This window comes from Rhodococcus sp. NFXS4 (genome assembly GCF_058139645.1).
In genome coordinates this window covers 1,773,541-1,796,741 of sequence record NZ_CP192221.1, presented here as the reverse complement: position 1 = coordinate 1,796,741, position 23,201 = coordinate 1,773,541, and the positions used below count along the sequence as shown (strand labels likewise).

19 protein-coding genes are annotated in these 23,201 nt (G+C 69.7%); all 19 read right to left on the bottom strand.

Going from position 1 to position 23,201, the window contains the following annotated elements:
- Positions 1 to 12: 12 nt before the first annotated feature.
- Positions 13 to 3,144, bottom strand: coding sequence for an isoleucine--tRNA ligase (gene ileS / locus J4E04_RS08400; RefSeq protein ID WP_490150342.1), 3,132 nt, complete (start codon positions 3,142 to 3,144; stop codon positions 13 to 15).
- A 245-nt stretch (positions 3,145 to 3,389) separates the two neighbouring features.
- Positions 3,390 to 3,548 (bottom strand): hypothetical protein, encoded by a 159-nt coding sequence (locus J4E04_RS08395; RefSeq protein WP_307092454.1) that lies wholly within the window; start codon positions 3,546 to 3,548, stop codon positions 3,390 to 3,392.
- 65 nt (positions 3,549 to 3,613) lie between these two features.
- Positions 3,614 to 4,474, bottom strand: coding sequence for a DivIVA-like cell division protein Wag31 (wag31, locus tag J4E04_RS08390; protein ID WP_027505857.1), 861 nt, complete (start codon positions 4,472 to 4,474; stop codon positions 3,614 to 3,616).
- A 216-nt stretch (positions 4,475 to 4,690) separates the two neighbouring features.
- On the bottom strand, positions 4,691 to 4,969 hold the full coding sequence (locus J4E04_RS08385) for a YggT family protein (protein ID WP_027505856.1): 279 nt from the start codon (positions 4,967 to 4,969) through the stop codon (positions 4,691 to 4,693).
- 160 nt (positions 4,970 to 5,129) lie between these two features.
- Complete coding sequence (locus J4E04_RS08380; RefSeq protein WP_027505855.1) at positions 5,130 to 5,837, bottom strand: cell division protein SepF; 708 nt, start codon at positions 5,835 to 5,837, stop codon at positions 5,130 to 5,132.
- An 81-nt stretch (positions 5,838 to 5,918) separates the two neighbouring features.
- Positions 5,919 to 6,644, bottom strand: coding sequence for a YggS family pyridoxal phosphate-dependent enzyme (locus J4E04_RS08375; RefSeq protein WP_490150341.1), 726 nt, complete (start codon positions 6,642 to 6,644; stop codon positions 5,919 to 5,921).
- Complete coding sequence (gene pgeF, locus J4E04_RS08370; RefSeq protein ID WP_490150516.1) at positions 6,641 to 7,366, bottom strand: peptidoglycan editing factor PgeF; 726 nt, start codon at positions 7,364 to 7,366, stop codon at positions 6,641 to 6,643. The genes J4E04_RS08375 and pgeF overlap by 4 nt, the downstream gene beginning before the upstream one ends.
- 2 nt (positions 7,367 to 7,368) lie before the next feature.
- Positions 7,369 to 8,550: a cell division protein FtsZ gene (gene ftsZ, locus J4E04_RS08365; protein ID WP_027505852.1), complete on the bottom strand. Its 1,182-nt coding sequence runs from the start codon at positions 8,548 to 8,550 to the stop codon at positions 7,369 to 7,371.
- 174 nt (positions 8,551 to 8,724) lie between these two features.
- Positions 8,725 to 9,516, bottom strand: a complete 792-nt coding sequence (locus J4E04_RS08360) for a cell division protein FtsQ/DivIB (protein WP_082544518.1) — start codon at positions 9,514 to 9,516, stop codon at positions 8,725 to 8,727.
- Positions 9,517 to 9,530: 14 nt separating this feature from the next.
- Complete coding sequence (gene murC, locus J4E04_RS08355) at positions 9,531 to 11,006, bottom strand: UDP-N-acetylmuramate--L-alanine ligase (protein WP_056445582.1); 1,476 nt, start codon at positions 11,004 to 11,006, stop codon at positions 9,531 to 9,533.
- Positions 11,003 to 12,124, bottom strand: coding sequence for an undecaprenyldiphospho-muramoylpentapeptide beta-N-acetylglucosaminyltransferase (gene murG, locus J4E04_RS08350; protein WP_490150340.1), 1,122 nt, complete (start codon positions 12,122 to 12,124; stop codon positions 11,003 to 11,005). Before murG ends, murC begins: the two co-directional genes overlap by 4 nt.
- Entirely contained in the window at positions 12,121 to 13,680 is a 1,560-nt protein-coding gene (gene ftsW, locus J4E04_RS08345) for a putative lipid II flippase FtsW (protein WP_222630588.1), read from the bottom strand. The genes murG and ftsW overlap by 4 nt, the downstream gene beginning before the upstream one ends.
- Positions 13,677 to 15,167: a UDP-N-acetylmuramoyl-L-alanine--D-glutamate ligase gene (gene murD / locus J4E04_RS08340; RefSeq protein ID WP_490150515.1), complete on the bottom strand. Its 1,491-nt coding sequence runs from the start codon at positions 15,165 to 15,167 to the stop codon at positions 13,677 to 13,679. The genes ftsW and murD overlap by 4 nt, the downstream gene beginning before the upstream one ends.
- Positions 15,168 to 15,174: 7 nt before the next feature.
- A complete protein-coding gene (gene mraY, locus J4E04_RS08335; protein WP_027505847.1) occupies positions 15,175 to 16,254 on the bottom strand; it encodes a phospho-N-acetylmuramoyl-pentapeptide-transferase in 1,080 nt (359 codons plus the stop codon).
- Positions 16,251 to 17,702 carry a UDP-N-acetylmuramoyl-tripeptide--D-alanyl-D-alanine ligase gene (locus J4E04_RS08330; RefSeq protein ID WP_027505846.1) on the bottom strand — a complete coding sequence of 484 codons (1,452 nt, stop codon included), beginning with the start codon at positions 17,700 to 17,702 and terminating at the stop codon, positions 16,251 to 16,253. The genes mraY and J4E04_RS08330 overlap by 4 nt, the downstream gene beginning before the upstream one ends.
- Positions 17,699 to 19,279 carry a UDP-N-acetylmuramoyl-L-alanyl-D-glutamate--2,6-diaminopimelate ligase gene (locus J4E04_RS08325; RefSeq protein WP_490150339.1) on the bottom strand — a complete coding sequence of 527 codons (1,581 nt, stop codon included), beginning with the start codon at positions 19,277 to 19,279 and terminating at the stop codon, positions 17,699 to 17,701. The genes J4E04_RS08330 and J4E04_RS08325 overlap by 4 nt, the downstream gene beginning before the upstream one ends.
- Positions 19,280 to 19,482: 203 nt before the next feature.
- Positions 19,483 to 21,399 carry a peptidoglycan D,D-transpeptidase FtsI family protein gene (locus tag J4E04_RS08320; protein WP_082544520.1) on the bottom strand — a complete coding sequence of 639 codons (1,917 nt, stop codon included), beginning with the start codon at positions 21,397 to 21,399 and terminating at the stop codon, positions 19,483 to 19,485.
- Positions 21,396 to 22,196: a cell division protein FtsL gene (gene ftsL / locus J4E04_RS08315; RefSeq protein ID WP_490150338.1), complete on the bottom strand. Its 801-nt coding sequence runs from the start codon at positions 22,194 to 22,196 to the stop codon at positions 21,396 to 21,398. Before ftsL ends, J4E04_RS08320 begins: the two co-directional genes overlap by 4 nt.
- The gene (gene rsmH, locus J4E04_RS08310; RefSeq protein ID WP_222645462.1) at positions 22,193 to 23,197 is read right to left on the bottom strand and encodes a 16S rRNA (cytosine(1402)-N(4))-methyltransferase RsmH; all 1,005 of its coding nucleotides are present in this window, start codon (positions 23,195 to 23,197) and stop codon (positions 22,193 to 22,195) included. The genes ftsL and rsmH overlap by 4 nt, the downstream gene beginning before the upstream one ends.
- Positions 23,198 to 23,201 lie beyond the last annotated feature (4 nt).

Below are 23,201 nucleotides of genomic sequence, written 5' to 3'. Positions count from 1 at the left end.
CCGCTCACACCGTCAGGCCTTCACCAGCGATGCCCGCACTCCGTCGCCGAGATCGACTGCTGCCGAACCCGGATCGCCGACCTGCAGATCGGTGGCCAGGATCTCGCCGGCGATGAGGTCGCGGTGCGTGTCGAACCAGGACCGGCGCTCGGCGGGAACGTCGACCGTCACCGCGATGCGGTCGGACACGTCCAGACCCGCGGAGCGTCGGGCGTCCTGGAACTCGCGGATGCGATCCTTGGCCCACCCCTCGGCCTCGAGCTCCTCGGTCACCTCCGAGTCGAGCACGACCAGCCCGGCATTGCCCGGGAGCGCCGCCGTCGACTCCGGTTCCGCCGCGACCAGGCGCCGGGTGAACTCCTCGGGCAGCAGCTCGAGACCTGCCGCCGTGACGACGCCGTCGGTCTCGCTCCACTCCCCTGCCTTGACCGCCTTGATGACCGCCTGCACCTGCTTGCCCAGACGCGGACCGGCCACGCGGGCGTTGACGACGAGCTCGAAACGGCCGTGCACGTCGACGTTCTCGGTGAGATCGACACGCTTGACGTTCACCTCGTCGGCGATGAGGTCCGCGAACGGGCGCAGCCGCTCGGCGTCGTCGGCGGCGACGGTGAGCTCCTGCAGCGGCAGGCGGACGCGCAGGTTCTTCGCCTTGCGCAGCGACAGTGCCGCGCCGCAGACGGTGCGGACCTCGTCCATCGCCGCGACCAGCTCGGGATCGGCCGGCAACTCGGTACCGACCACCGGCCAGTCCGCGAGATGCACGGAGCGCCCACCGGTGAGTCCCCGCCAGACGACCTCGCTGACGAGCGGGAGCATCGGGGCCGCGACGCGGGTGAGCACCTCGAGCACCGTGTGCAGAGTGTCGATCGCGTCGGCGTCCTCGTTCCAGAAGCGCTGACGCGAGCGCCGCACATACCAGTTGGTCAGCGCGTCGCAGAACTGACGCAACTCGTCGCACGCCCCCGCGATGTCGACCGCCTCCAACGCCTCGGTGATGACGCGCGTGGTCTCGGCCAACTTGGCCAGGATGTAGCGATCGAGCACGTTGGTGGAATCGGTCCGCCACGTCCCCGGCTTCGACGCGTACAGCTGCAGGAAACTCCACGCGTTCCACATCGGCAGCAGTGCCTGCCGCACACCCTCGCGGATGCCCTGCTCGGTGACGATCAGGTTGCCGCCCCGCAGGATCGGGGACGACATGAGGAACCACCGCATGGCATCGGAGCCGTCGCGGTCGAACACCTCGTTGACGTCCGGGTAGTTGCCCTTGGACTTGCTCATCTTGAGCCCGTCCTCGCCCAGCACGATGCCGTGTGCGGCGACCGTCCGGAAGGCGGGCCGGTCGAACAGCGCCGTCGCCAGGACGTGGAGGGTGTAGAACCACCCACGCGTCTGACCGTTGTACTCCACGATGAAGTCGCCCGGGTTGTGCGTGGAGAACCACTCGGCGTTCTCGAACGGGTAGTGCACCTGGGCGAACGGCATCGAGCCCGACTCGAACCAGCAGTCCAGTACCTCGGGGACTCGACGCATGACGGACCTGCCCGTGGGGTCGTCCGGGTTGGGACGGGTCAGCTCGTCGATGAACGGCCGGTGCAGGTCGGTCGGACGGACGCCGAAGTCCGCCTCGATCTGGTCGAGACTGCCGTACACGTCGGTGCGCGGGTACGCGGGGTCGTCCGACACCCACACCGGGATGGGGCTGCCCCAGTAGCGGTTCCGGCTGATGTTCCAGTCACGCGCGCCTTCGAGCCACTTGCCGAACTGGCCGTCGCGGATGTGCTCGGGCACCCACGTGATGTCCTGGTTCAGCTCGACCATCCGGTCGCGGAAACTGGTGACGGAGACGAACCACGACGGCACCGCCATGTAGATCAGCGGCTGACCCGAACGCCAGCTGTGCGGGTACGAGTGCTCGATGGTCTCGTGCCGCACCAGCTTTCCCGACGCCTTGAGGTCCTTGATGATCACCGGGTTGGCATCGAAGATCATCAGACCCTCGTACGGCGGCACCATCGCGGTGAACTTGCCGCCGGCGTCGAGCGGCTGCACCACCTCGATACCGTTGGCCGTCGCTACGTCCATGTCCTCCTCACCGAAAGCCGGTGCGAGGTGGACGATTCCGGTACCGGAGTCGGTGGTCACGTAGTCGGCCGACAGCACACGGTGACTGTTCTCGTGACCGAGGAAGAAATCGAACGGCGGCGCGTAGGCGAGACCGATCAGATCGGCACCGGTGTGTTCGGACACCACCACGGGCTCATCGCCGAACTCACGGGCGTAGTGCGACACCCGATCTCGGGCGAGCACGACACGGCCGCCCTCGCCGTCCTCGATCTGCACGTAGTCGATGTCGGGGCGTACGGCCATCGCCAGGTTGGACGGCACGGTCCACGGGGTGGTGGTCCAGATCAGTGCGTCCGCACCGTCGAGCGGGGAGCCGGGCGCGCTCAACGTCATCCGCACCGTGACCGCTGGGTCCTGACGCATCTTGTAGGCGTCGTCGAGCCTGGTCTCCTGGTTCGACAGCGGCGTCTGCTCGTACCAGCTGTAGGGCAGCACGCGGAAGCCCTGGTACACCAGGCCCTTGTCGTGCAGTTCCTTGAACGCCCACATGACCGACTCCATGAAGTCCAGGTCGAGCGTCTTGTAGTCGTTGTCGAAGTCCACCCACCGCGCCTGGCGCGTGACATAGTCGCGCCACTCGCCGGTGTACCGCAGAACGGACTGCTTGCAGTACGCGTTGAACTCCGCCAGACCCATCGTGTCGATCTGGCTCTTGTCGGTGATGCCGAGCTGCTTCTCCGCCTCGAGCTCGGCGGGGAGACCGTGACAGTCCCAGCCGAACCGTCGCTCCACCTTGCGCCCGCGCATGGTCTGGAAACGCGGGATCAGGTCCTTCACGTAGCCGGTGAGGAGATGGCCGTAGTGCGGGAGGCCGTTGGCGAAGGGCGGCCCGTCGTAGAAGACGAATTCGTCGGCGTCGGCACGCGCGTCGACGCTGGCTCGGAACGTGCCGTCCGCGTCCCAGTGCGCGAGGACCTGCTGCTCGAGAGCCGGGAAATCGGGACTGCCGGACTCCGAGGCGTAGCGGACGCGGGGGTACCCCGCGTCGGGCGTCGTGGTGTCGTCGGTGGTCATGGCTGCGGTGCTCCTGTGCCCGTTCGATGCGGCACGGGGACGACGACCGGCACTCTGCGCCGGGAGCCGCGGTACCACCCCGCTTGGCCGCCGAGGCGACCCACTCTCCGATCGAGCTGTGACGGGCTCGACCCGTCCGGTTCTACTGAGCACCGACCCGTGCGGGCCGAGACCGTTCTTCCGGACAGCTCCCCGGTGATGGCCGGATCATCGCTGGACCTACCTGTACTTCGACGTGAGGCATTCTACCGCCGCCGGCCCGCGAGGGCACCGGCGAGCAGCAGGACCGCACCCACGAGACACACCGTGATGCAGGCCCAGGCCCACACCACGGATCCCGTGACGAGCGAGACGACGAGTAACGCGAACCCGACGCCCGCCAGAACCAGCGTCAGAACAAGCACGCACTCATCCGTTCACCCTCGATCCCCCCGCTGGTTCCCCCCGGAACAGCCTCGACGAGGACGGATCAGTTGTTGCCCTTGGCGTACGACTGTCCGAAGTTCGACGACTGGCCGTTGTCCTTGCTGAACGGATCCTGACCGCTGTCGACCGGCAGTGCGGACGAACGCTGGTCGAGTTCCTGCAGCTGGGACTCGAGGTAGGACTTGAGGCGGACCCGGTACTCGCGCTCGAACGTCTTGAGGCGCTCGATGCGCTCCTCGAGGACCGAACGCTGCTGGTTGATGGTCGCCATGATCTCGGTGTGCTTGCGCTCAGCATCGCTCTCGAGCGCGTCGGCCTTCTCCTTGGCCTGGCGCAGCTGAGTCTCCGAGCGCGTCTGTGCGTCGGACAGCAGTGCATCGGCCTTCTGGCGAGCCTCGGAGACGAGGGACTCGGCGCGGCTCTGCGCCTCGCTGACCAGACGGTCCGAGTTGGCGCGAGCGCTCCCGAGCAGCTGCTCGGACTCGGTCTTCGCGTCACCGGTGAGGCGATCGGCCATCTCCTGGGCGAGACCCAGGATCTTCGCAGCCTGCATGTTCGAATCGCCGGCGGACGACGCCGCGGCGGGGGCAGGAGCCGGTGCCGGAGCGGCCTGGACGACCGGTGCCGGCTTGGCGGGCTCCGGACGCGGTGCCGGTGCGGGGGTGGGAGCAGGCGCGGGGGCAGGGGTGCTCTGACGCGACGCTGCCGAGCTCTTGGCCTCGGCGAGATCCTGATCGAGCTCTCCGACCCGCTGACGCAGGTCGGCATTCTCCTCGATCAGGCGCGACAGCTCCTGTTCGACGAGATCGAGAAATGCATCGACCTCGTCCTCGTTGTATCCGCGCTTACCGATGGGCGGCTTGCTGAACGCGACGTTGTGCACATCGGCGGGAGTCAGCGGCATGGAAGGGTCCCTTCACGCGTCTCGAGAGCGGTGGAGCATCGACAAGCGATGTACGCGAGCATTCGTTCGATCAACAGTGGCAGTTGCACCCGGCTGCCGTAGTGGGGGCAACCAGGACATTCAGTTATATCGCACAAAGAGCAATGGTCACTCATCGTGCACCTTCGAGCAACATTCTGTCACACGGGACACTGTCGCCGTCGACGGAACTCACCGTCAGCCGACGCCCTGCACCACGCGCATCAGGATGAAGACGATGAAGAGCAGCACCATGATGGACAGGTCGAGCCGGACACCGCCCAGATTCAGTGGCGGGATGATGCGCCGCAGCAGTTTGACCGGCGGATCGGTGACCGTGAAGATCGCTTCGAGTACGACCACGACCACACCCGTCGGACGCCAGTCACGTGCGAAGGATCGGATGAACTCGACGATGATCCGGCCGATGAGCAACAGCCAGAAGACGAAGAGGATGAAGTACAGGACCGCGAACACTCAGCTCACCGTCCTGCGAGACGCAGGAGAGACCGACACCGACACAACTTTCTGATCACGCACGACACCACAATGCCATCTCACGACACGGGGAGGCCATCTCGCGACACGGGGAGGCCATCTCGCACCGCGAGACCGGCCCACCGCGCCGTGTGAGACGTCACTGCTGGTTGTAGAAGCCCGTCTCGGCGATCCGGCGACGCTCTTCGGCGGAGACGTCGACGTCGGCCGGTGAGAGCAGGAACACCTTCGTGGCGACCTTGTCGAACGAACCACGCAACGCGAACGCGAGGCCCGCGGCGAAGTCGACGAGGCGCTTGGCGTCGGCGTTGCTCATCTCGACCAGATCCATGATGACGGGCGTGCCGTCACGGAAGCGCTCGCCGATCGTGCGCGCCTCGCTGTAGTCGCGCGGACGCAGCGTGGTGATGGTCGACATGGGGCCCCCGTCGTCGAGTGCGGCCTGGCGGCGGTCGGACACGCGCGGTTCGGCGTGACGGGGCTCGCTGCGACGCAGCTCCGAGTGCGGGTCCATGCGAGTGTCCATCGCGAGGGCGCCGCGGGTGGAGGTGCGCATCGCGCCGCCGGAGCGGGATCCGCCACCGGAGCGCGACGACAGCGGCGCCACCCGAGCACTGTGCCGGGGCTCGGGACGCTCGTAGTCGTCGTCCTCGTCCCGGCGACCACCGACGAACGCCGGCTCGGCGTAGTCGCGATCGGCGTAGTCATGGTCGTCCATCGATTTTCCGTATCCGCCACGCGACGACCGGGATGCGACGGGCGCATCCGTGTCGTCGAGGTAGTCGTCCTCGAAATCGTCGAGTGGGACCATGCCGAAGTAAGCCTTGAACTTGTGCAACGTGCTCATCGGTCGACCTTCCTGGCGTGGCGGTGTGGCTGGTACTCGTGTGACTGGAGTAAGTCCGTGGTGACGATGGTGTTCATGTCGTCAAGGCGAGGTTATCGGCCGTGGACCGAGGATTGCGGTTCCGACACGCACACACGTGGACCCGTGTCGGACAGCCTCTTCCAGGTCGCCCGTCATCCCGGCCGAGAGTCCGGCCGCGCCCGGATGTGAGGCGAGGACCTGCGTGTGAAGACGCTGCAGATCCTCGAACGACGCGTCGGCGTCCGCACCCAACGGGGGCACCGCCATGAGCCCGGCGAGTCGCAGACCCGAGGTCTCGGACACCTGCGCGGTGAGTGCCTCCAGGTCGTCGCGATCCACGCCTCCGCGATGCGTGTCACCGTCCAGACTCACCTGCACGTAGACGTCCAGATCCGCAGTCCTGTCACCGTTGTCCACCGCGCCCGCGACCGCCTTGCCGAGTGCGGTGACCAGACGGTCGGTGTCCACCGAGTGGATCGCATGTGCCCAGGCGGCAACAGCTTTCGCCTTGTTGCGCTGCAGGCGGCCGATCATGTGCCAGCGCACACCGTCGGTGCCGATCTCGGCGACCTTGGGAGACGCGTCCTGCTCGCGCGACTCGCCGAACTCGGTGCACCCGAGCTCGCGCAGCAGTGCGACGTCGGAGGCCGGGAAGAACTTGGTGACGGGAAGCAGGGTCACGGAATCGGGTGCGCGATCCGCGGCCGCACAGGCGCGCGACAGCCGATCGCGGACCTCGGCGAGATGGTCCTCGAGATACGTCCGCCGATCGTCCGGCGCGGTCACGAGGTCGTGTCCATCCACACGACACCGGCGTGCCGCCCCGTGGGCGACCCCCGGCGGTGGCTGAACAGCGAACGGTCCGTGATGGTCTCGCGCGGATCCGCGGCCACTCCGGCGACGCCGGCCTCGAGCAACTGGCGACGCAGGCCCGCCCGGATGTCGAGACCGGGTGTGCCCTTGCGAGTACGCGTCGCACTGCCCGGCAGGTGGGTCTCGACGTCGATCTGCATGGTGCGCGGCACCTCGTAGTCGTCTCCCCCGGCCGCCGGGCCGAGGAACGCCTCGATCCGGTTGACGGCGGCGCCCGCGGCCACCATGGCGTCGAGAACGCGCGGGACGATGCCGATCCGAGCACCGACGCGGCCGGCGTGAACGGCGGCGACGACGCCCGCGGCATCGTCGGACAACAGGAGCGGCACGCAGTCGGCGGCCAGGACGACGAGCGCGAGGTCGCGCTGGGTGGTGACGAGGGCGTCGGTGGCCTCGACCGGTCCGGAGACCGGTCCGTCCACCGTCGCGACGGATCGACCGTGGATCTGGTCCATCCATACTAGACGCTCGGGAGACAGACCGATCTTCTCGGCGAGACGACGCCGATTGGCCTCCACGTGCGCCGGGTCGTCACCGACGTGATCACCGAGATTGAAGGAATCGTAGGGCGGTTCGGACACGCCTCCGGCGCGTGACGTCGTCACGCGCCGGACACGGTAGCCGCGGTCGGAGATGCTCACCGACGCATGAAGGAGGGCACGTCCACGTCGTCGTCGCCCTCGTCCTCCACCCGGACGGGATGTCCGGTGGCACGCGCGGCGCGCTCGCCGATGGGGGGAAGAGACGAGGACGGCGCGTCGCGGAAGACGGCGGGACCGTCGTCCTCGGTACGCGTCTCGCCCGCGCGGGCCGTTCCCACGGTGGCGCCGCGAGACTGACTCTGCGGTGCCTCGATGGGGCGACGGGCCGGACCGCTGCCGTCGAAACCGGCGGCGATGACGGTGACGCGTACCTCGTCGCCCAGCGAATCGTCGATCACGGTGCCGAAGATGATGTTGGCGTCGATGTGCGCGGCCTCCTGCACCAGCGATGCCGCTTCGTTGATCTCGAACAGACCGAGATCGGATCCGCCGGCGATGGAGAGGAGCACTCCGCGTGCACCCTCCATGGACGCCTCGAGCAACGGCGAGTTGATGGCCGACTCGGCCGCCTTGATGGCGCGCCCCTCGCCGCGCGAGGACCCGATGCCCATGAGGGCGCTGCCCGCACCGGACATGACGCCCTTGACGTCGGCGAAGTCCACGTTGATGAGGCCGGGAGTGGTGATGAGGTCGGTGATGCCCTGGACACCGTTGAGCAGCACCTCGTCGGCGGAGCGGAACGCGTCCATGAGGCTGACGGCCGCGTCGCCGAGCTGCAGCAGCCGGTCGTTCGGGATGACGATGAGGGTGTCGCACGACTCGCGCAGACCCTGGATGCCGACGTCGGCCTGACCGCCGCGTCGCTTGCCCTCGAAGGAGAAGGGCCGCGTCACCACACCGACGGTGAGGGCGCCGAGCTTGCGCGCGATGCTCGCGACGACGGGGGCTCCACCGGTGCCGGTACCGCCACCCTCGCCCGCGGTGACGAACACCATGTCGGCGCCCTTGAGCACCTCTTCGATCTCGTCCTTGTGATCCTCGGCGGCCTTGCGGCCCACCTCGGGATCGGCACCCGCGCCGAGGCCTCGGGTGAGTTCGCGACCGACGTCGAGCTTGACGTCGGCGTCCGACATGAGCAGCGCCTGCGCGTCCGTGTTGACCGCGATGAACTCGACTCCCTTGAGTCCCTGCTCGATCATGCGGTTGACCGCGTTGACGCCGCCGCCGCCGATGCCGACGACCTTGATTACGGCGAGGTAGTTGTGCGGGGGCGTCATGGGCTCTCGCCTTCCGTGGTTGGTGTGCATGATGCAGTCGAGGCAAACCCTCAACCTAAACCATAGGTTCATAGTTATGTCAAGTGATCGACTGGGTGAAACGCTAGAGACACCGCTCGGCGGGTTCCATTAGGCGCGCCGACACGCGCAGGAAAATTATGTGGGACGTCACCGTCACCGAATGGTCGGCAGATCCGGACTCGACACGTCGTAGGTCTGACCCGGCTGAGTGAGCAGTGGCAGAGCGATGGACGCCTTGTACTCCGTGTCCTCACTGCTCCCCCACACCACGACCCGGCCGTCGTACAGCGTCAACGACACCGCCGAGATGGTCGGCGCGTCGATCTGTGCCACCTGCGATCGCAGCGGACCGGGCAGCGCGGTGAGCACCGACAGGGCCGCACGGGTCTCGAGGTTGCCGAAGGACGGGCTGGCCACCACCATGCGCACCACCCCGGGCGGGGGCGGTTCCACCGCGAAGTCGACGGCCTCGGCGTCCATCAGATGGGTACCGTCTGCCGCGTCGAAGAAGACGACGGGAACGCGCTCCTCGACCGTGACCCGCACCGTGGACGGGTACACGCGCTGGACCCGGACCGACGCGACCTTCGGGATGGCGGCGACCCGCGCCGCGGCAGCATCCGTGTCCACTCTCGGCAGGGGTGTCCCCTCCGCGACCTGCAGCGTCTGCACGACCTGCTCGCGCGAGACCGCGGCGTTGCCGTTCACCTGCACGGAGGAGACCGCCCACAGCGGACCGAAGTACGACACCGCCACGAAGGCGACCGAGGCGACGAGCGCGAGAAGGATCAACAGCTTGCCGCGGCGACCGACACGCGGTTCGCGCGCCGGCGCCCGCGTCGACGTGCGCGACCGCGTCGACCGCTCCGCACCGACACGACGCGGTGTGGCCGCGGGTCGGGTGCGGCCGGTACCGCGCGCGTTCACGGTCTGTCGTCCTGCCATGTCACGTCCCGAACTCAGCGCCGCGCCGGGGTGGAGCGGAGAGCGTCGAGGATCTGGCTTCCCAGCATGGTCACGTCGCCCGCGCCCATCGTCACCACGATGTCGCCGGCGACACACAGGTGCGCCACCTGACGCGGCACCGCGGACAGATCGGGCTGGTAGTGCACCGGCTTGGTCACCGACCGGGCCACCGTCGCTCCGCTGACACCGGGAACCGGCTCCTCGCGCGCGCCGTAGACGTCGAGCACGACCACCTCGTCGGCCAGATCCAGGGCGGCCGCGAACTGGTCCGCGAAGGTCACCGTGCGCGAGTACAGGTGGGGCTGGAACACGACGATCACGCGACCGGGGGTCGCAGTGTCCGCGGTGCGCACCAGGTCCGCCGCGGCACCGAGCACCGCGCGGACCTCGGTGGGATGGTGGGCGTAGTCGTCGAACACGCGCACGCCGCGCTCACGGCCCTGCAACTGGAACCGTCGGTGCACACCGGCGAACCCGGCCAGCCCCTCGATGATCTCGTCGACTCCGGCCCCGGTCTCGCGCGCGGCGACGATGGCGGCCAGCGCGTTCAGCGCCATGTGCCGGCCGGGCACACCCAGGCGCACGGTGCGGGCACGGTCCTCGCCGGCCAGCCGGAACTGCACCACGCCGCCGGTGTCCTCGGGCTCCCACCCGAGCAGCGTCGCGGACACCTCGGCGCCGTCGACCTGCGCGTCCTCGGAGCCGTACGTCAGAACCCGCACACCGTCGGTCGCCTTCGCGGCGACCCGACGCGCCAGCTCCCGCGACCCGGGGTCGTCCGTGCACACCACCAGGGCACCGCCGGCGGACAGACGAGCGGCGAAATCGTCGAACACCTGGACGTAGGCGTCCTCGCTGCCGAAGTAGTCGAGGTGATCCGCCTCCACGTTGGTGACGACGATGACGTCGGGGTCGTACTGCAGCAGCGACCCGTCGCTCTCGTCCGCCTCCGCGACGAAGACCTCGCCGGTGCCGTGATGAGAGTTGGTACCCGCTTCGTTCAGCTCGCCGCCCACGGCGAAGGACGGATCCGCACCGCAGTGCTGCAGCGCGACGACGAGCATCGACGTGGTGGAGGTCTTGCCGTGCGTCCCCGACACCAGGACGGTGCGGAAACCCTTCATCAGCGAGGCGAGCACGGCCGGACGCAGGAGGACGGGCACACCACGCTCGGCGGCCGCGACCAGCTCCGGGTTCGTCTTCGGGATGGCCGCGTGCGTCGTGACCAACGCCGTCGGGCCGCCTTCGAGCATGTCGAGCGCCGACGCGTCGTGCCCGATCCGTATCTGGGCACCGCGGGCGCGCAGCGCCTTCACGCCGCGACTCTCCTTGGCGTCGGAGCCCGACACCTGGCCACCGCGCGAGAGCAGGATCCGGGCTATCCCCGACATGCCCGCTCCCCCGATGCCGACCATGTGCACGCGCTGCAGTTCGGGCGGCAGGGTCGCGTCGACGGTGTGTCGCGTCATGCCCGACCACCTCGTCCGGCGACCTCGAGAACGATGCGCGCGACCTCCGCGGCGGCGCCTCGATGACCCGCGCCCGCGGCGGCCGCACTCATGGCCGACACGCGATCGGGATCGGTCAGCAGCGACACCACGTCGGTGGCCACGAACTCCGGCGTGAGGTCGGCGTCGGCGATCACGACACCACCGCCGGCCGCGACGATCGGGGCCGCGTTGAGTTCTTGTTCCCCGTTGCCATGGGGCAAGGGTACGTAGAAGGCGGGCAGACCGACGGCCGAGACCTCCGCGACGGTCATCGCGCCGGACCGGCACACGACGGCATCGGCGGCGGCGTAGGCGAGGTCCATGCGGGTCAGGTACGGCACCGCCACGTACGGGGCGTCCGGATCGGCCGTGGCGACGTCGAGGGTGTTCTTCGGGCCGTGCGCGTGGAGCACCGACACGCCGGCGGCCGCGAGCGCGGCCGACGCGCCGGACACGGCGAGGTTGAGCGATCGGGCGCCCTGCGACCCACCGAACACGAGCAGCACGGGACCGTGCTGCGGCAGTCCGAAGTGCGCACGCGCCTCGGCGCGCAGTGCGGCCCGGTCGAGCTCGGTGATGGTCGGCCGGACGGGGATGCCCACGATCTCGGCCTCCGACGACCCGCGGCCGTGGATCCCGGAGCCGGCGACGGCGGCGAGGACTCTCGTCGCCAGGCGGGCGCCCACCTTGTTCGCGATACCGGCCCGCGCATTCGCCTCGTGCACGATCACGGGCACCGTGCCGCGAGCGGCGAGGTAGGCCGGCAGCGCGACGTACCCGCCGAAGCCGATCACCACGTCGGCGTCGACGTCGCGCAGGACCGCACGCGTGGCGCGGACCGATCGCACGACGTTCGCCGGCAACGCGAACAGCGACCGGGTCAGCTTGCGCGGCAACGGCACCGGCGGAACGAGCGCCAACTCGTAACCGCGAGCGGGTACCAGCGTCGTCTCGAGCCCGCGTTCGGTTCCGAGTGCCGTCACCCGTATCGACGGGTCCAGCTCCCGCAGGGCGTCGGCCACTGCGAGAGCTGGTTCGATGTGTCCCGCCGTGCCGCCGCCGGCGACGACGACAGACACGCCGGAAGAGCCTGTCACCGGTGATGTCTCCGTTCTCGTGATCGTGCGTCGCGGGCAGCGGCGCTGCGTGCCATGTCCGCGGCGCCCCGTCGGGGATCCCGCGCGGACGGGCGTCCGGACGTGTGTCGCTCGGGAGCGGGGCGTGCCGCGCGGGCCTCGGACTCGCGTCGTCGCGCCTGTGGCGGCAACGCCTGGCGCGCAGCGGGTCCCGCCACCCCCTGTCGGCCCGGACCACGCGGTCCGCCTCGCGCCTGCGACGCCTTGACCGGCGAGTAGGGCTCGGGCACCGGCAGTCTGAGCAGTCTGCCGAACTTCCCGTCGTGACCCGACGCGAGTGCGGCCACCGCCTCGGGCTCGTGTCGCGAGATGTTGGCGAGCAGCCCGAGCACCAGAAGTGTGATGGCGGTGGACGTTCCGCCCGCGGACACCAGGGGCAACTGCAGTCCCGTCACGGGCAGGAGCCCGATGACGTAGCCGATGTTGATGGCGGCCTGCGCGAGGATCCAGACGGTGAACGTCGCCACCAGGATCTTCATGAACGGATCGGGCACCCGCGCCGCGATGCGCAGGCCCGTGAAGACCAGCAGCCCGAACAGTCCGATGACCGCGATGCACCCGACCAGGCCGAGTTCCTCGCCGATGATCGCGAAGATGAAGTCGTTGTGCGCGTTGGGAAGATAGCTCCACTTGGCTCGGCTCTGACCCAGGCCGAGACCGAACAACCCACCGTCGGCCAGGGAGTACAGCGCCTGCCGCGACTGGTATCCGGTGCCCTGCGGGTCGCTGCCGGGGTTCAGCCACTGCTGGATACGCGCGGAGCGGTACCCAGCCGTCAGGGCGAGCACCACCGCCGCCAGGAAGAGGCCGCCGACGACCGATCCGAACACCTTGACCGGCAGACCCGCGAACCACAGCAGAGCCATGAGGATGATGCCCAGAGCCACGGTGGTACCGAGGTCGGGCTGCATCACGATGAGGAAGAAGATCACCATCGCGGCGGGCACCAGGGGAATCAGCAGACCCTTGAGGTCGGCACGCTCCGCCCGGCGCGACGCCAGCAGGTGCGCGCCCCACACGGCGAAGGTCACCTTCGAGATCTCCGACGGCTGGAGGCCGACTCCGCCGATGGTGAACCATCCGCGGGTGCCCTGCGCGACCGTTCCGATGCCGGGGATCAGCACGAGCACCAGCAGGATCACCGACACCACGAACATCGGGAACGACATCTTGCGCAGGATCCGGATGGGGAGGCGCAGCGCCACGACGAACAGCACCAGGCCGACCACGGTGAAGATGGCCTGCCGGGTGAACATCGTGTACGCGGAACCGTCCTCGGCGTAGGCCTCGACGGACGACGCGGACAGCACCATGACGAGTCCGAGGATGGTGAGCAGTGCCGCCACGGTGACGATGAGGTGGAAGGACGCGAGGGGCCGGTCCACCCATGTCTCGAACTTCGCGCGGACGGGTCGTCGACGCGGAGCCGTACGGCCGGGGCGGGCGGCGGTGACCGGCTCGGTCACGGGTCCGCCGGCGCGCGACGGGGGTGTCGTGGCGCCGCGGGCCGGGCTCATGCCGGCGTGCCGTGGTCGGCGGTGGGAGCGAGATCGTGCGGGCCGAGGCTCGCGGCGGCGGCGGCGAAGCTGTCGCCGCGGTGCCCGTAGTCCCGGAACTGATCGAACGAGGCGGTCGAGGGTGCCAGGAGCACGGTGGTTCCCGGCTCGGCGCGGCGCGCGGCTGCTCGCACCGCCTGTGCCATCACTTCGTCACCGTCAGTCACATCAGTCGCATCGGCCACTCCAGCATCGTCTCCCGACGGCACCCGATCCACGGGCACATCCGGCGCGTGTCGCCCGAGTGCTGCCGCGATCACGTCGCCGTCCTGGCCGAACACCACGGCACCGACGAGCCGCGGGGCGACCTCGGCGACGAGATCGTCGACCTCCGCGCCCTTGAGCAGACCGCCCGCGAGCCACACGACGCGCTCGTGCGCGAGGATCGACGACCTCGCGGCGTGCGGATTGGTGGCCTTCGAGTCGTCGACGAACAGCACCCCACCGAGCTCACGCACCACGGCGGCGCGGTGCGGTCCGACGCGGAACGACCGCAGACCGGCCGCGATGTGCTCGGCCGAGACCCCGGCCGCGCGCGCGAGCGACGCCGCGGCGAGCGCGTCCTGCAGTCCCGCGGGCCCTGCGGGTTCGATGGCGTCCGTCTCCACCAGCGACTCGGCGTCACCGAACGCACGGTCCACGATCGTGGCGTCCACGACACCGACATCGCCGGCAGCAGGGTCGTGCGCAGTGAACCCGACCGTGATCGGAGCCGCGGCGCGCGCTCGCAGCGTGGACGCGATCGCGTCGTCCAGCCCCACCACGGCGACGTCGCCGTGCAGCGCCTGGAGCTTCGCCTGGACGTAGGCCTCCATGCCGCCGTGCCAGTCGAGATGGTCCTCGGCGATGTTGAGCACCACCCCGGCCGCGGGTCTCACCGACGGCGCCCAGAACAATTGGAAGGAGGACAGTTCCACGGCGAGCACGTCCGCCCGGGGGTCGCGTCGCAGCGCGTCCACGACCGGTACGCCGATGTTGCCGCACGCCGCGGACGCCACTCCCGCCGCGTCGAGGACGGCCGCGAGCATCGACGTCGTCGTGGTCTTGCCGTTGGTCCCGGTGACCACCAACCAGGTGCGCGGCGGCCCGTAGACCTCGGCCTGATCGATACGCCAGGAGAACTCGATGTCGCCCCACACCGGCACGCCGACCGTGAGCGCGGTGGTGAGCAACGGCGAATCGGGGCGAAATCCCGGGCTGGTGACGACGAGGGCGCTCTCGGCCACCGCGTCGCGGTCGGTGGCGATCGCGTCCATCGACACCGTGTCCACCCCGAGATCGGCGCAGGCCTCGAGGGACGACGCGTCCGAGTCGGCCACCGTCACCGAGGCTCCCACCTCGAGCAGCGCGGGAATCACGGCGCGGCCGGACACCCGGCCACCGGCGACGAGAACCCGGCGACCCCGGAGGTCGAGCGGTGACGTGAGGGGTTCGCGGGGATCGTGCAACACCACGTCAGTCGCCGATCGCCGAGAGGTACTCGCTGTAGAACAGAGCCAGTCCGACGGCCGACGAGATGGCGGCCAACAACCAGAAACGGATGATCACCGTCGTCTCGGCCCAACCTCCGAGCTCGAAGTGGTGATGGAACGGGGCCATCCGGAACACTCGTCGGCGGCTCGACCGGAAGACCGCCACCTGGATCACGACGGACGCGGCCTCGGCCACGAAGAGCGCACCGATGACGACCATCAGCAGTTCGGTCCGGGTGACGATGGACAGGCCGGCGAGCAGGCCACCGAGCGCGAGCGAGCCCGTGTCGCCCATGAAGATCTTGGCGGGCGCCGCGTTCCACCACAGGAAGCCGATGCACGCACCCGCCGCAGCGGCACAGATCAGGGCCAGGTCGAGCGGATCACGCACGTCGTAGCAGCCGGGTCCCGGACTCGTGGTGCACGCCTGCCGGTACTGCCAGAACGTGATGACGGTGTACGCACCCAGCACGAGGGTCATCGATCCGGCCGCGAGTCCGTCGAGGCCGTCGGTCAGGTTGACTGCATTGGACCAGGCACTGACGAGGAGGTAGCAGAACAGGATGAAGACGATGCCGCCCATGGAGACGGTCGCGATGTCGCGCACGTAGCTCAGCTGGACGCTGCCCGGCGTCAGTCCGCCGGCACCGTTGAACTGCAGTGCGAGGACACCGAAGATCACCGCGGCGAACAGCTGACCCACCAGCTTGGCCGTCTTGTTCAGTCCGAGGTTGCGCTGCTTGCGGATCTTGATGAAGTCGTCGAGGAAGCCCACCACGCCCAGCACCGTCGTCAGACCCAGCACCAGGAGCGCCGACACCGACGGCCCGTCCGCGTCGTAGCCGATGCCGATGAGGTGCGAGCCCCAGTAGCCGGCCCACAGACCGGCGAGGATCGCGACGCCGCCCATGGTGGGCGTGCCGCGCTTGGACTGGTGGCTCGCAGGACCCTCGACCCGGATCTCCTGGCCGAACCCCTGCTTCGAGAACGCCTTGATCAACACGGGCGTCAGCAGGATCGCCACCGCCAGCGCGATACCGCCCGCGAACAGAATCTGTCTCACCGAGTCTCCCCCTGCTCGCTCAGCAATGCCTCCGCGACGGTCCACAACCCCACCGACTGGGACGCCTTCACCAACACCAGGTCACCCGGCTCAACCTCGTCGCGCAGCAGCGCGATCGCGGCGTCGGCATCGGGAACCAGGTGGGCCTCCTCGCCCCAGGACCCTTCCATGACGGCACCCTGGTACAGGCCGTGCGACGGGCGACCCGTTCCCACGACGATGATCTTGCTGACGGCCAGACGCACCGCGAGGCGCCCGATCCGATCGTGCTCGATCACCGACTCGTCGCCGAGTTCGGCCATCTCACCCAGCACGGCCCAGGACCGCCGACCCCTGTCGCGGCCACTGCGCGCCATCGTGACGAGCGCCTTCAGCGCGGCGCGTACCGAATCCGGGTTGGCGTTGTAGGAGTCGTTGACGACGGTGACGCCGTCGGCGCGCGTGCGCACGTCCATGCGCCGGGCCGAGGCGGCCTCCGCGCCCGACAGCGCGGCCGCGACGGTCTCGACGTCCATGCCGCAGTCCAGGCCGACGGCCGCCGCCGCCAATGCGTTGCCCACCTGGTGCTCGCCGTGGACCAGCAGCGACACCGGAGCGCTCCCCGACGGCGTGACCATGGTGAACGACGCGCGCGCGGTCTCGTCGAGGCGGACGTCCAGCGCGTGGACGTCGGCACTGGTGTCCGACCCGTAGGTGACGACGCGAGCGGTGGTCTTCGACGCCATCGCTGCCACCAGCGGATCGTCGGCGTTGAGGATCGCCAGACCACCGGCCTCCGCAGCCGGAAGCGCTTGCACCAGTTCGGACTTGGCCTCGGCGATGTTCTCGCGCGAGCCGAACTCGCCGAGGTGCGCGGTGCCGACGTTGAGTTCCACACCGATCCGCGGCGGTGCGATCGCGGCCAGCGCGGCGATGTGGCCGCGTCCCCGCGCCGACAGCTCGAGGACGAGGAACCGTGTCGAGGCGTCCGCGCGCAGCACGGTCCAGGGATGCCCGAGCTCGTTGTTGAAGGAGCCGGGCGGTGCGACCACGGTGCCCGCACGCTCGAGCACCGCGCGGATCAGATCCTTGGTCGATGTCTTCCCCGAGCTTCCGGTGACACCGACGACGGTGAGATCGCCGGCGGCCAGTTCGGCGACGGACGCCGCGGCCAGCTTCCCGAGTGCGTCCAGAACGGCCGCGCCGGGTCCGTCCTCGTGCTCGACGACGATGGCGGGAACGCCCACCGGCCGCGCTGCGAGCACCGCGACGGCACCGGCGGCGACGGCACCGGCGGCATGATCGTGGCCGTCCACGCGCTCGCCGGGCAGAGCGAGGAACAGTCCGCCCTCGGTGATCTTCCGGGAGTCGAACTCGACGCCGGCGGTGATCTCCACGGAGGGATCGGGGACGTCGTGCAGTGTGCCCTCCACGATGTCCGCGACGGCGGACAGGGACAGTCGGATCACATCGAGCCTTTCTGTCGGTCGAGGGCGTCGGCGAGCACACGGCGGTCGTCGAAGGGGTACTTGATGCCGCCGACGTCCTGCCCCACCTCGTGGCCCTTGCCGGCGATCAGGACGACGTCGCCGTCCTTCGCCCACTGCACCACGGCGTGGATCGCCTCGTCGCGCGGAGAGATCTCGCGCACCTCGGCGCTACCGCCGACGGCGTCGGCGCCTCGCCGAACGGCCGCGCGGATGGCGGCCGGGTCCTCGGATCTGGGGTTGTCGTCGGTGATGACGACCAGGTCTGCGGCGCGCGCCGCGGCCTCGCCCATCAGCGGCCGCTTCTCGGCGTCGCGGTCTCCCCCGGCGCCGACGACGACGGCGATGCGGCCGTCGGTCTGAGCGCGCAGAGTGGCCAGCACCGCCTCGAGTGCGGCGGGTTTGTGGGCGTAGTCGACGACGGCCAGGAAGTTCTGACCACGCTCGACGCGCTGCATGCGGCCGGGCACGTCGACCTCGGCCATCGCGGCGAGGGCGACCGCCGGATCCACCCCGACCTCCGCGCACACGGCGGCGGCGACCACGGCGTTGGCGACGTTGTAGCGCCCCGGCATCCGGAGTGACGCCGACACGACGGTGTCCCGTGCGGCGACCTCGAACTGCTGGGTGCCGTCCGGCCCGGACGACCAGGACGTCACCGACCAGGAGGCCGTCCCCTCGGTCGTGGTCGCCACGGTGAGCGGGGCGGCTCGGCCCCCGGCCGCCGCGATCTCCGCCATGCGCCGGCCCCACCGGTCGTCGACGCAGACGACGGCGCGATCCGCGCGGACCGGCGAGTCCTCGGCGAACAACCGGGCCTTGGCCGCGAAGTAGTCCTCGAAGGTGAGATGGAAGTCGAGGTGGTCCTGCGAGAGGTTCGTGAACGCGCCCACCGCGAAGGTGGTGCCGTCGACCCGGCCGAGGGACAGCGCGTGGGAGGACACCTCCATGACGACCGTGTCCACCCCCTGCTCGTACATCGCCGCGAACATCGCGTGCAGATTCGGAGCCTCGGGCGTGGTCAGCGCGGACGGCACCGGTTCGGTGCCGATACGGGTCTCGATGGTGCCGATGAGCCCGGGAGTGCGTCCGGCAGCGCGCAGCGCCGCCTCCACCAGATAGGACGTGGTGGTCTTCCCCGAGGTGCCGGTGATGCCGATGACCGTCATCTTGTCGGACGGCCGATCGTGCACCGCCGCGGACAGCGTGCCGAGGATCGAGCGGGGCTGCGGATGCACCAGGACGGCAGTGCCGTCGGGCACGCCGGAACCGATCATGAGGGCCACACCCTCGTCGTCGGTGACCACGGCGACCGCTCCGCGTTCGAGCGCCTCGCCCGCGAAGGCGGCGCCGTGCGACCGAGCGCCCGGCAGGGCCGCGAAGAGATCGCCCGCCAGGATGCTCTGCGCGCGCAGTTCGATGCCCGTGACGCCGACGTCGTCCGTCGCGTCGACCAGCGCACCGTCGACGAGCACTCCGTGGCGCAGACCGATCTCTCCGGCCAGCTCGGTCGCCGACGTGACCGTGGGCCGCTGCGGGCGGAGAGTCGAGCTGGGCACTTCGAGACGCTCCTCTGCTGTGGTGACGGGCGGACGGTGGGTGTTCGGGCCGGTGCGGTGACTGCCTCGGCGCCGAACATGCGAGTGCCGCCGACCGGTGGTCGGCGGCCGACGCATCAGATTACCGGCGAGTCGGCACGCCACGAGACGTGCCATGGCGAAGTCCGCCCCGGTGCAGGTGAACGCCCTGCACTGTCGACGGATCAGTCCGCCTGCAGGAGGAGCCGACGACCTTCCTGCGAGAGCGGCACCGCGTCACGCTGCAGCATCCAGGACGCGATCGAGTGGAACAGCGGAGCGGCGGACTGCCCGCCCGATCCATCGGAGCTGCGGGTCGGGGCGTCGAGCATGATGCCGATCACGTAGCGCGGATCGTCCGCCGGCGCGATGCCGGCGAAGGTGATCCAGTAGTTCGAGTTGGAGTAGCACTTGCACTCCGGATCGACCTGCTGCGCGGTGCCGGTCTTGCCACTGACCTGGTATCCCTCGATACCGGCGGCGACACCGGTGCCGCGCTGGTTGCCGGTGTCGTTCTGCGTGACGGCCCGGAACATGTCGCGCACGGTGCGCGCGGTGTCGGCACTGACCACCGGCACGCCCTCGGGCTGCGGCTCCGCGGTGCGCTGACCGTCCTTGCCGACGGTCGCCGACACGATGCGCGGCGGGATGCGCACGCCGTCGTTGGCGATCGCCTGGTACATACCGGTCATCTGCAGCAGGGTCATGGACAGGCCCTGCCCGATCGGGAGGTTCGCGAACGTGCCGCCGGACCACTGGTCGCGGGCCGGGACACTGCCGGCACTCTCGCCGGGCAGGCCCACGTCGGTGCGCTGTCCCAGCCCGAACTTGTCCAGCATGTCCGCGTAGCGATCCTCGCCGACCCGCTGCGCGAGCATCAGCGTGCCCACGTTGGAGGACTTACCGAACACACCGGTGGTCGTGTACGGCGCGACGCCGTGATCCCAGGCGTCCTTGACCGTCGCACCGGACATCGTGATGCTGCCGGGAACCTGCAGCACCTCGTCGGGGTTCGTCAGACCGTCCTCGACGGCGGCCGCCGCCGTGACGATCTTGTTCACCGATCCCGGCTCGAACGGGCTGGACACCGCGAGGTTGCCCATCTGCGCCGTCGGCGAGTTGTTGCCCACGCCGATGGCCGGGTCGAAGGTGCCGTCGTTCGACATGGCCAGCACCTGGCCGGTGTGCGAGTCCAGGACGACGGCCGACGCGTTCTTGGCGCCCGACAGATCCTTGGCCTGCTGGACCTGCTGCTGAACGTAGTACTGGATGTCGCTGTCGAGCGTCAGCTCCACATTCGAGCCGTCGATGGCGGGTTGCTGGTCGCGCCAACTGCCGGGAATCACCGCGCCGTCGCTGCCGCGGTCGTAGGTGCGGGAGCCGTCGGTACCGGCCAACACCGGGTCGAGGGAGTCCTCGAGGCCGAGCAGGCCGTGGCCGTCCCAGCCGGTCGCCCCGACGATGTTGGCGGCGAGCGCCCCACCCGGGTACTCGCGGATGTCCTGCCGCTCGAGGCCGACCTCGGGGTACTGCTCGGCGATGGTCGCCGCGACGGCGGGATCGATGCTGCGCACGAGGTACTCGAACGACGAGGATCCGGTCATCTTGTCGAGAAGGTCCTTCTCCGACACCAGGTCGCCCAGGATGCCGTGGACACCGGCAGCGACCTCGCGGATGCGATCGTCCGGATCCGGCTTCGTGTCGTCCTTCGCCTTCGCCTCCTCGAGCTCCACACGCACTCGCTGCGGCTGGAAGGTCAGCGCCTTCGCCTCCATCGTGAACGCGATGGGATTGCCGTCCCGGTCCGTGATGGACCCTCGTGTCGCCGGATCGACGATGGTGGTGGTGCGCTGACTGGCCGACTGCGCCGACAGCGACGGGGCGTCGATGCCCTGGATCCACAGCAACTGCAGCGTCGCGACGCCCAGGATCGCGAACATCGCGAAACGGCCGTAGCGGAACCGGAAGTCGAACGTCTCGGACTTGCGTGGACCCTGTCGACGCGGCGGACGAGGACCGCGAGGACCGGAGCCGGTGGCCGGCCGAGCGCGTGGGTCGCCGTGGTCGCGGCCAGTGCTCCGGTACGGCTGTCGAGTGGTCACCGAGCGCCTCCTGCGATGGGTACCTGCTGCTCGCCCACCGCGGCGGCGGGAGCCGGAAGAGGCTGCGGCGCAGCATTCTCCGGCACTGGCGTGGTCGTCGGTGCCGCGGGTGCGGACGTCGTGGGGGCCGGCGTGGTGGATGCTGCCGGTGCCGACGTGGTCGGGGTCGCGGACGCACTCGGCGACGTACCCGGGCGCCCGACGGGTGTGAGCGCCTCCCCGCCGGACGCGGGTGCCCCGGGGCGCGCACTCGGAGTCGCCGCACCGCCCGACGGGGTGGCGGCCGCGAAGTCGGGAGCCGGTGGACCGGCGGCCGGTGCCGGCGTACCGATCACCTGGACGACGCCGTCCGGCAGGACCACCAGTCGCGGAACGTCCTTCGTCGGGATCATTCCCTGTGCGGTCGCGCGACGGGCCAGCTCGGGAGCCGAGTTCGCTGTCTCCACGTCACGTTGCAGCGCGGCGGCCCGTTCCGTCAGCTCCTCGTTGGTGGCACGCCCCGCACTGAGCAGGTACGAGTCCTCCGCAGCGCGTGTGCTCAACAGCAGTGTCGAGGCGAGTCCGATGGCGAGGAGCCCGATGATGCTGGCCACGAACGGGATCCGAGCCGCGACGGATCGGGTGGGTCGTTGCGCGCGCGGGTCGGACTCGTGGGACATCGCACGCTGGCGACGCTTGTCGTACGCGCGCTTGGCCGCGCCCGTGCGAGCGGGAGGCCGCGGTGCGCGCACCGTCTCGAGCGAGGACCCGGCGCGGCGGTTGCCGTCCGATCCGGTCACGTCCACCGGAACACTCATGACGACCTCCTGGAAATGCGTTCTGCGCCGCGCAGTCTGACCGGAGCCGCGCGGGGGTTGTCGTCGATCTCGTCCTGCGAGGCCTTCTCGGCGCCGCGAGTGAGCAGCCGGAACTCGGGTCCGCTTCCCGGCAGCTCCATCGGGAGCCCCTCCGGCGTGGTGGAGCGGGTGCGCGGTGTCAGCTCCTGCTTGACCACGCGGTCCTCGAGGGACTGGTACGACATGAAGACGATGCGTCCCCCGACGACCAGCGAGTCGAGAGCCGGTGCGATGGCGTCTCGCAACGAGTCGAGTTCCTCGTTCACCGCGACCCGCAGTGCTTGGAAGGTCCGCTTCGCCGGATGTCCGCCGGTGCGACGCGTCGCCGCCGGGATGCTCGCGTAGAGCAGTTCGACGAGAGGCCCGCTGGTGACGAACGGTTCCGTCTCCCGGCGGCGCAGGATCGCCGAGGCGATGCGGCCGGCGAAGCGCTCCTCGCCATAGGTGCTGAGGATGCGGGCGATCTCACCGTGCGACGCGGTGTTGAGGATGTCCGCGGCGGTCCGACCCGTCGTGGGATCCATCCGCATGTCGAGCGGTGCGTCCACGGAGTAGGCGAAGCCACGATCGGCGGAGTCGAGCTGCATCGACGAGACGCCGAGATCGAAGAGGATCCCGTCGACGCTGTCCGTCGCGCCGAGGCCGACCGACGCCAGCGCGACCTCGATACCGTCGTACGTGGTCGCGACCAGCGAGACGCGGTCACCGAAGGGAGCCAGCCGTTCTCCGGCCATGGCCAACGCGTCCGGGTCGCGGTCGAGACCGACGAGACGCAACCGCGGATACGCGGTGAGGAAGTGTTCGGCATGACCGCCGAGGCCGAGAGTGGCGTCGATGTAGACGGGATCGCGGTCGTTCGCAGCAGCGGCGACGAACGCCGGTCCGAGAAGTTCGTCGGCCCGAGGAAGACGGACCGGAACGTGCGAGAAAGGCGAGGCGGATGCCTGCTCGTCCTCCGCCATGGTG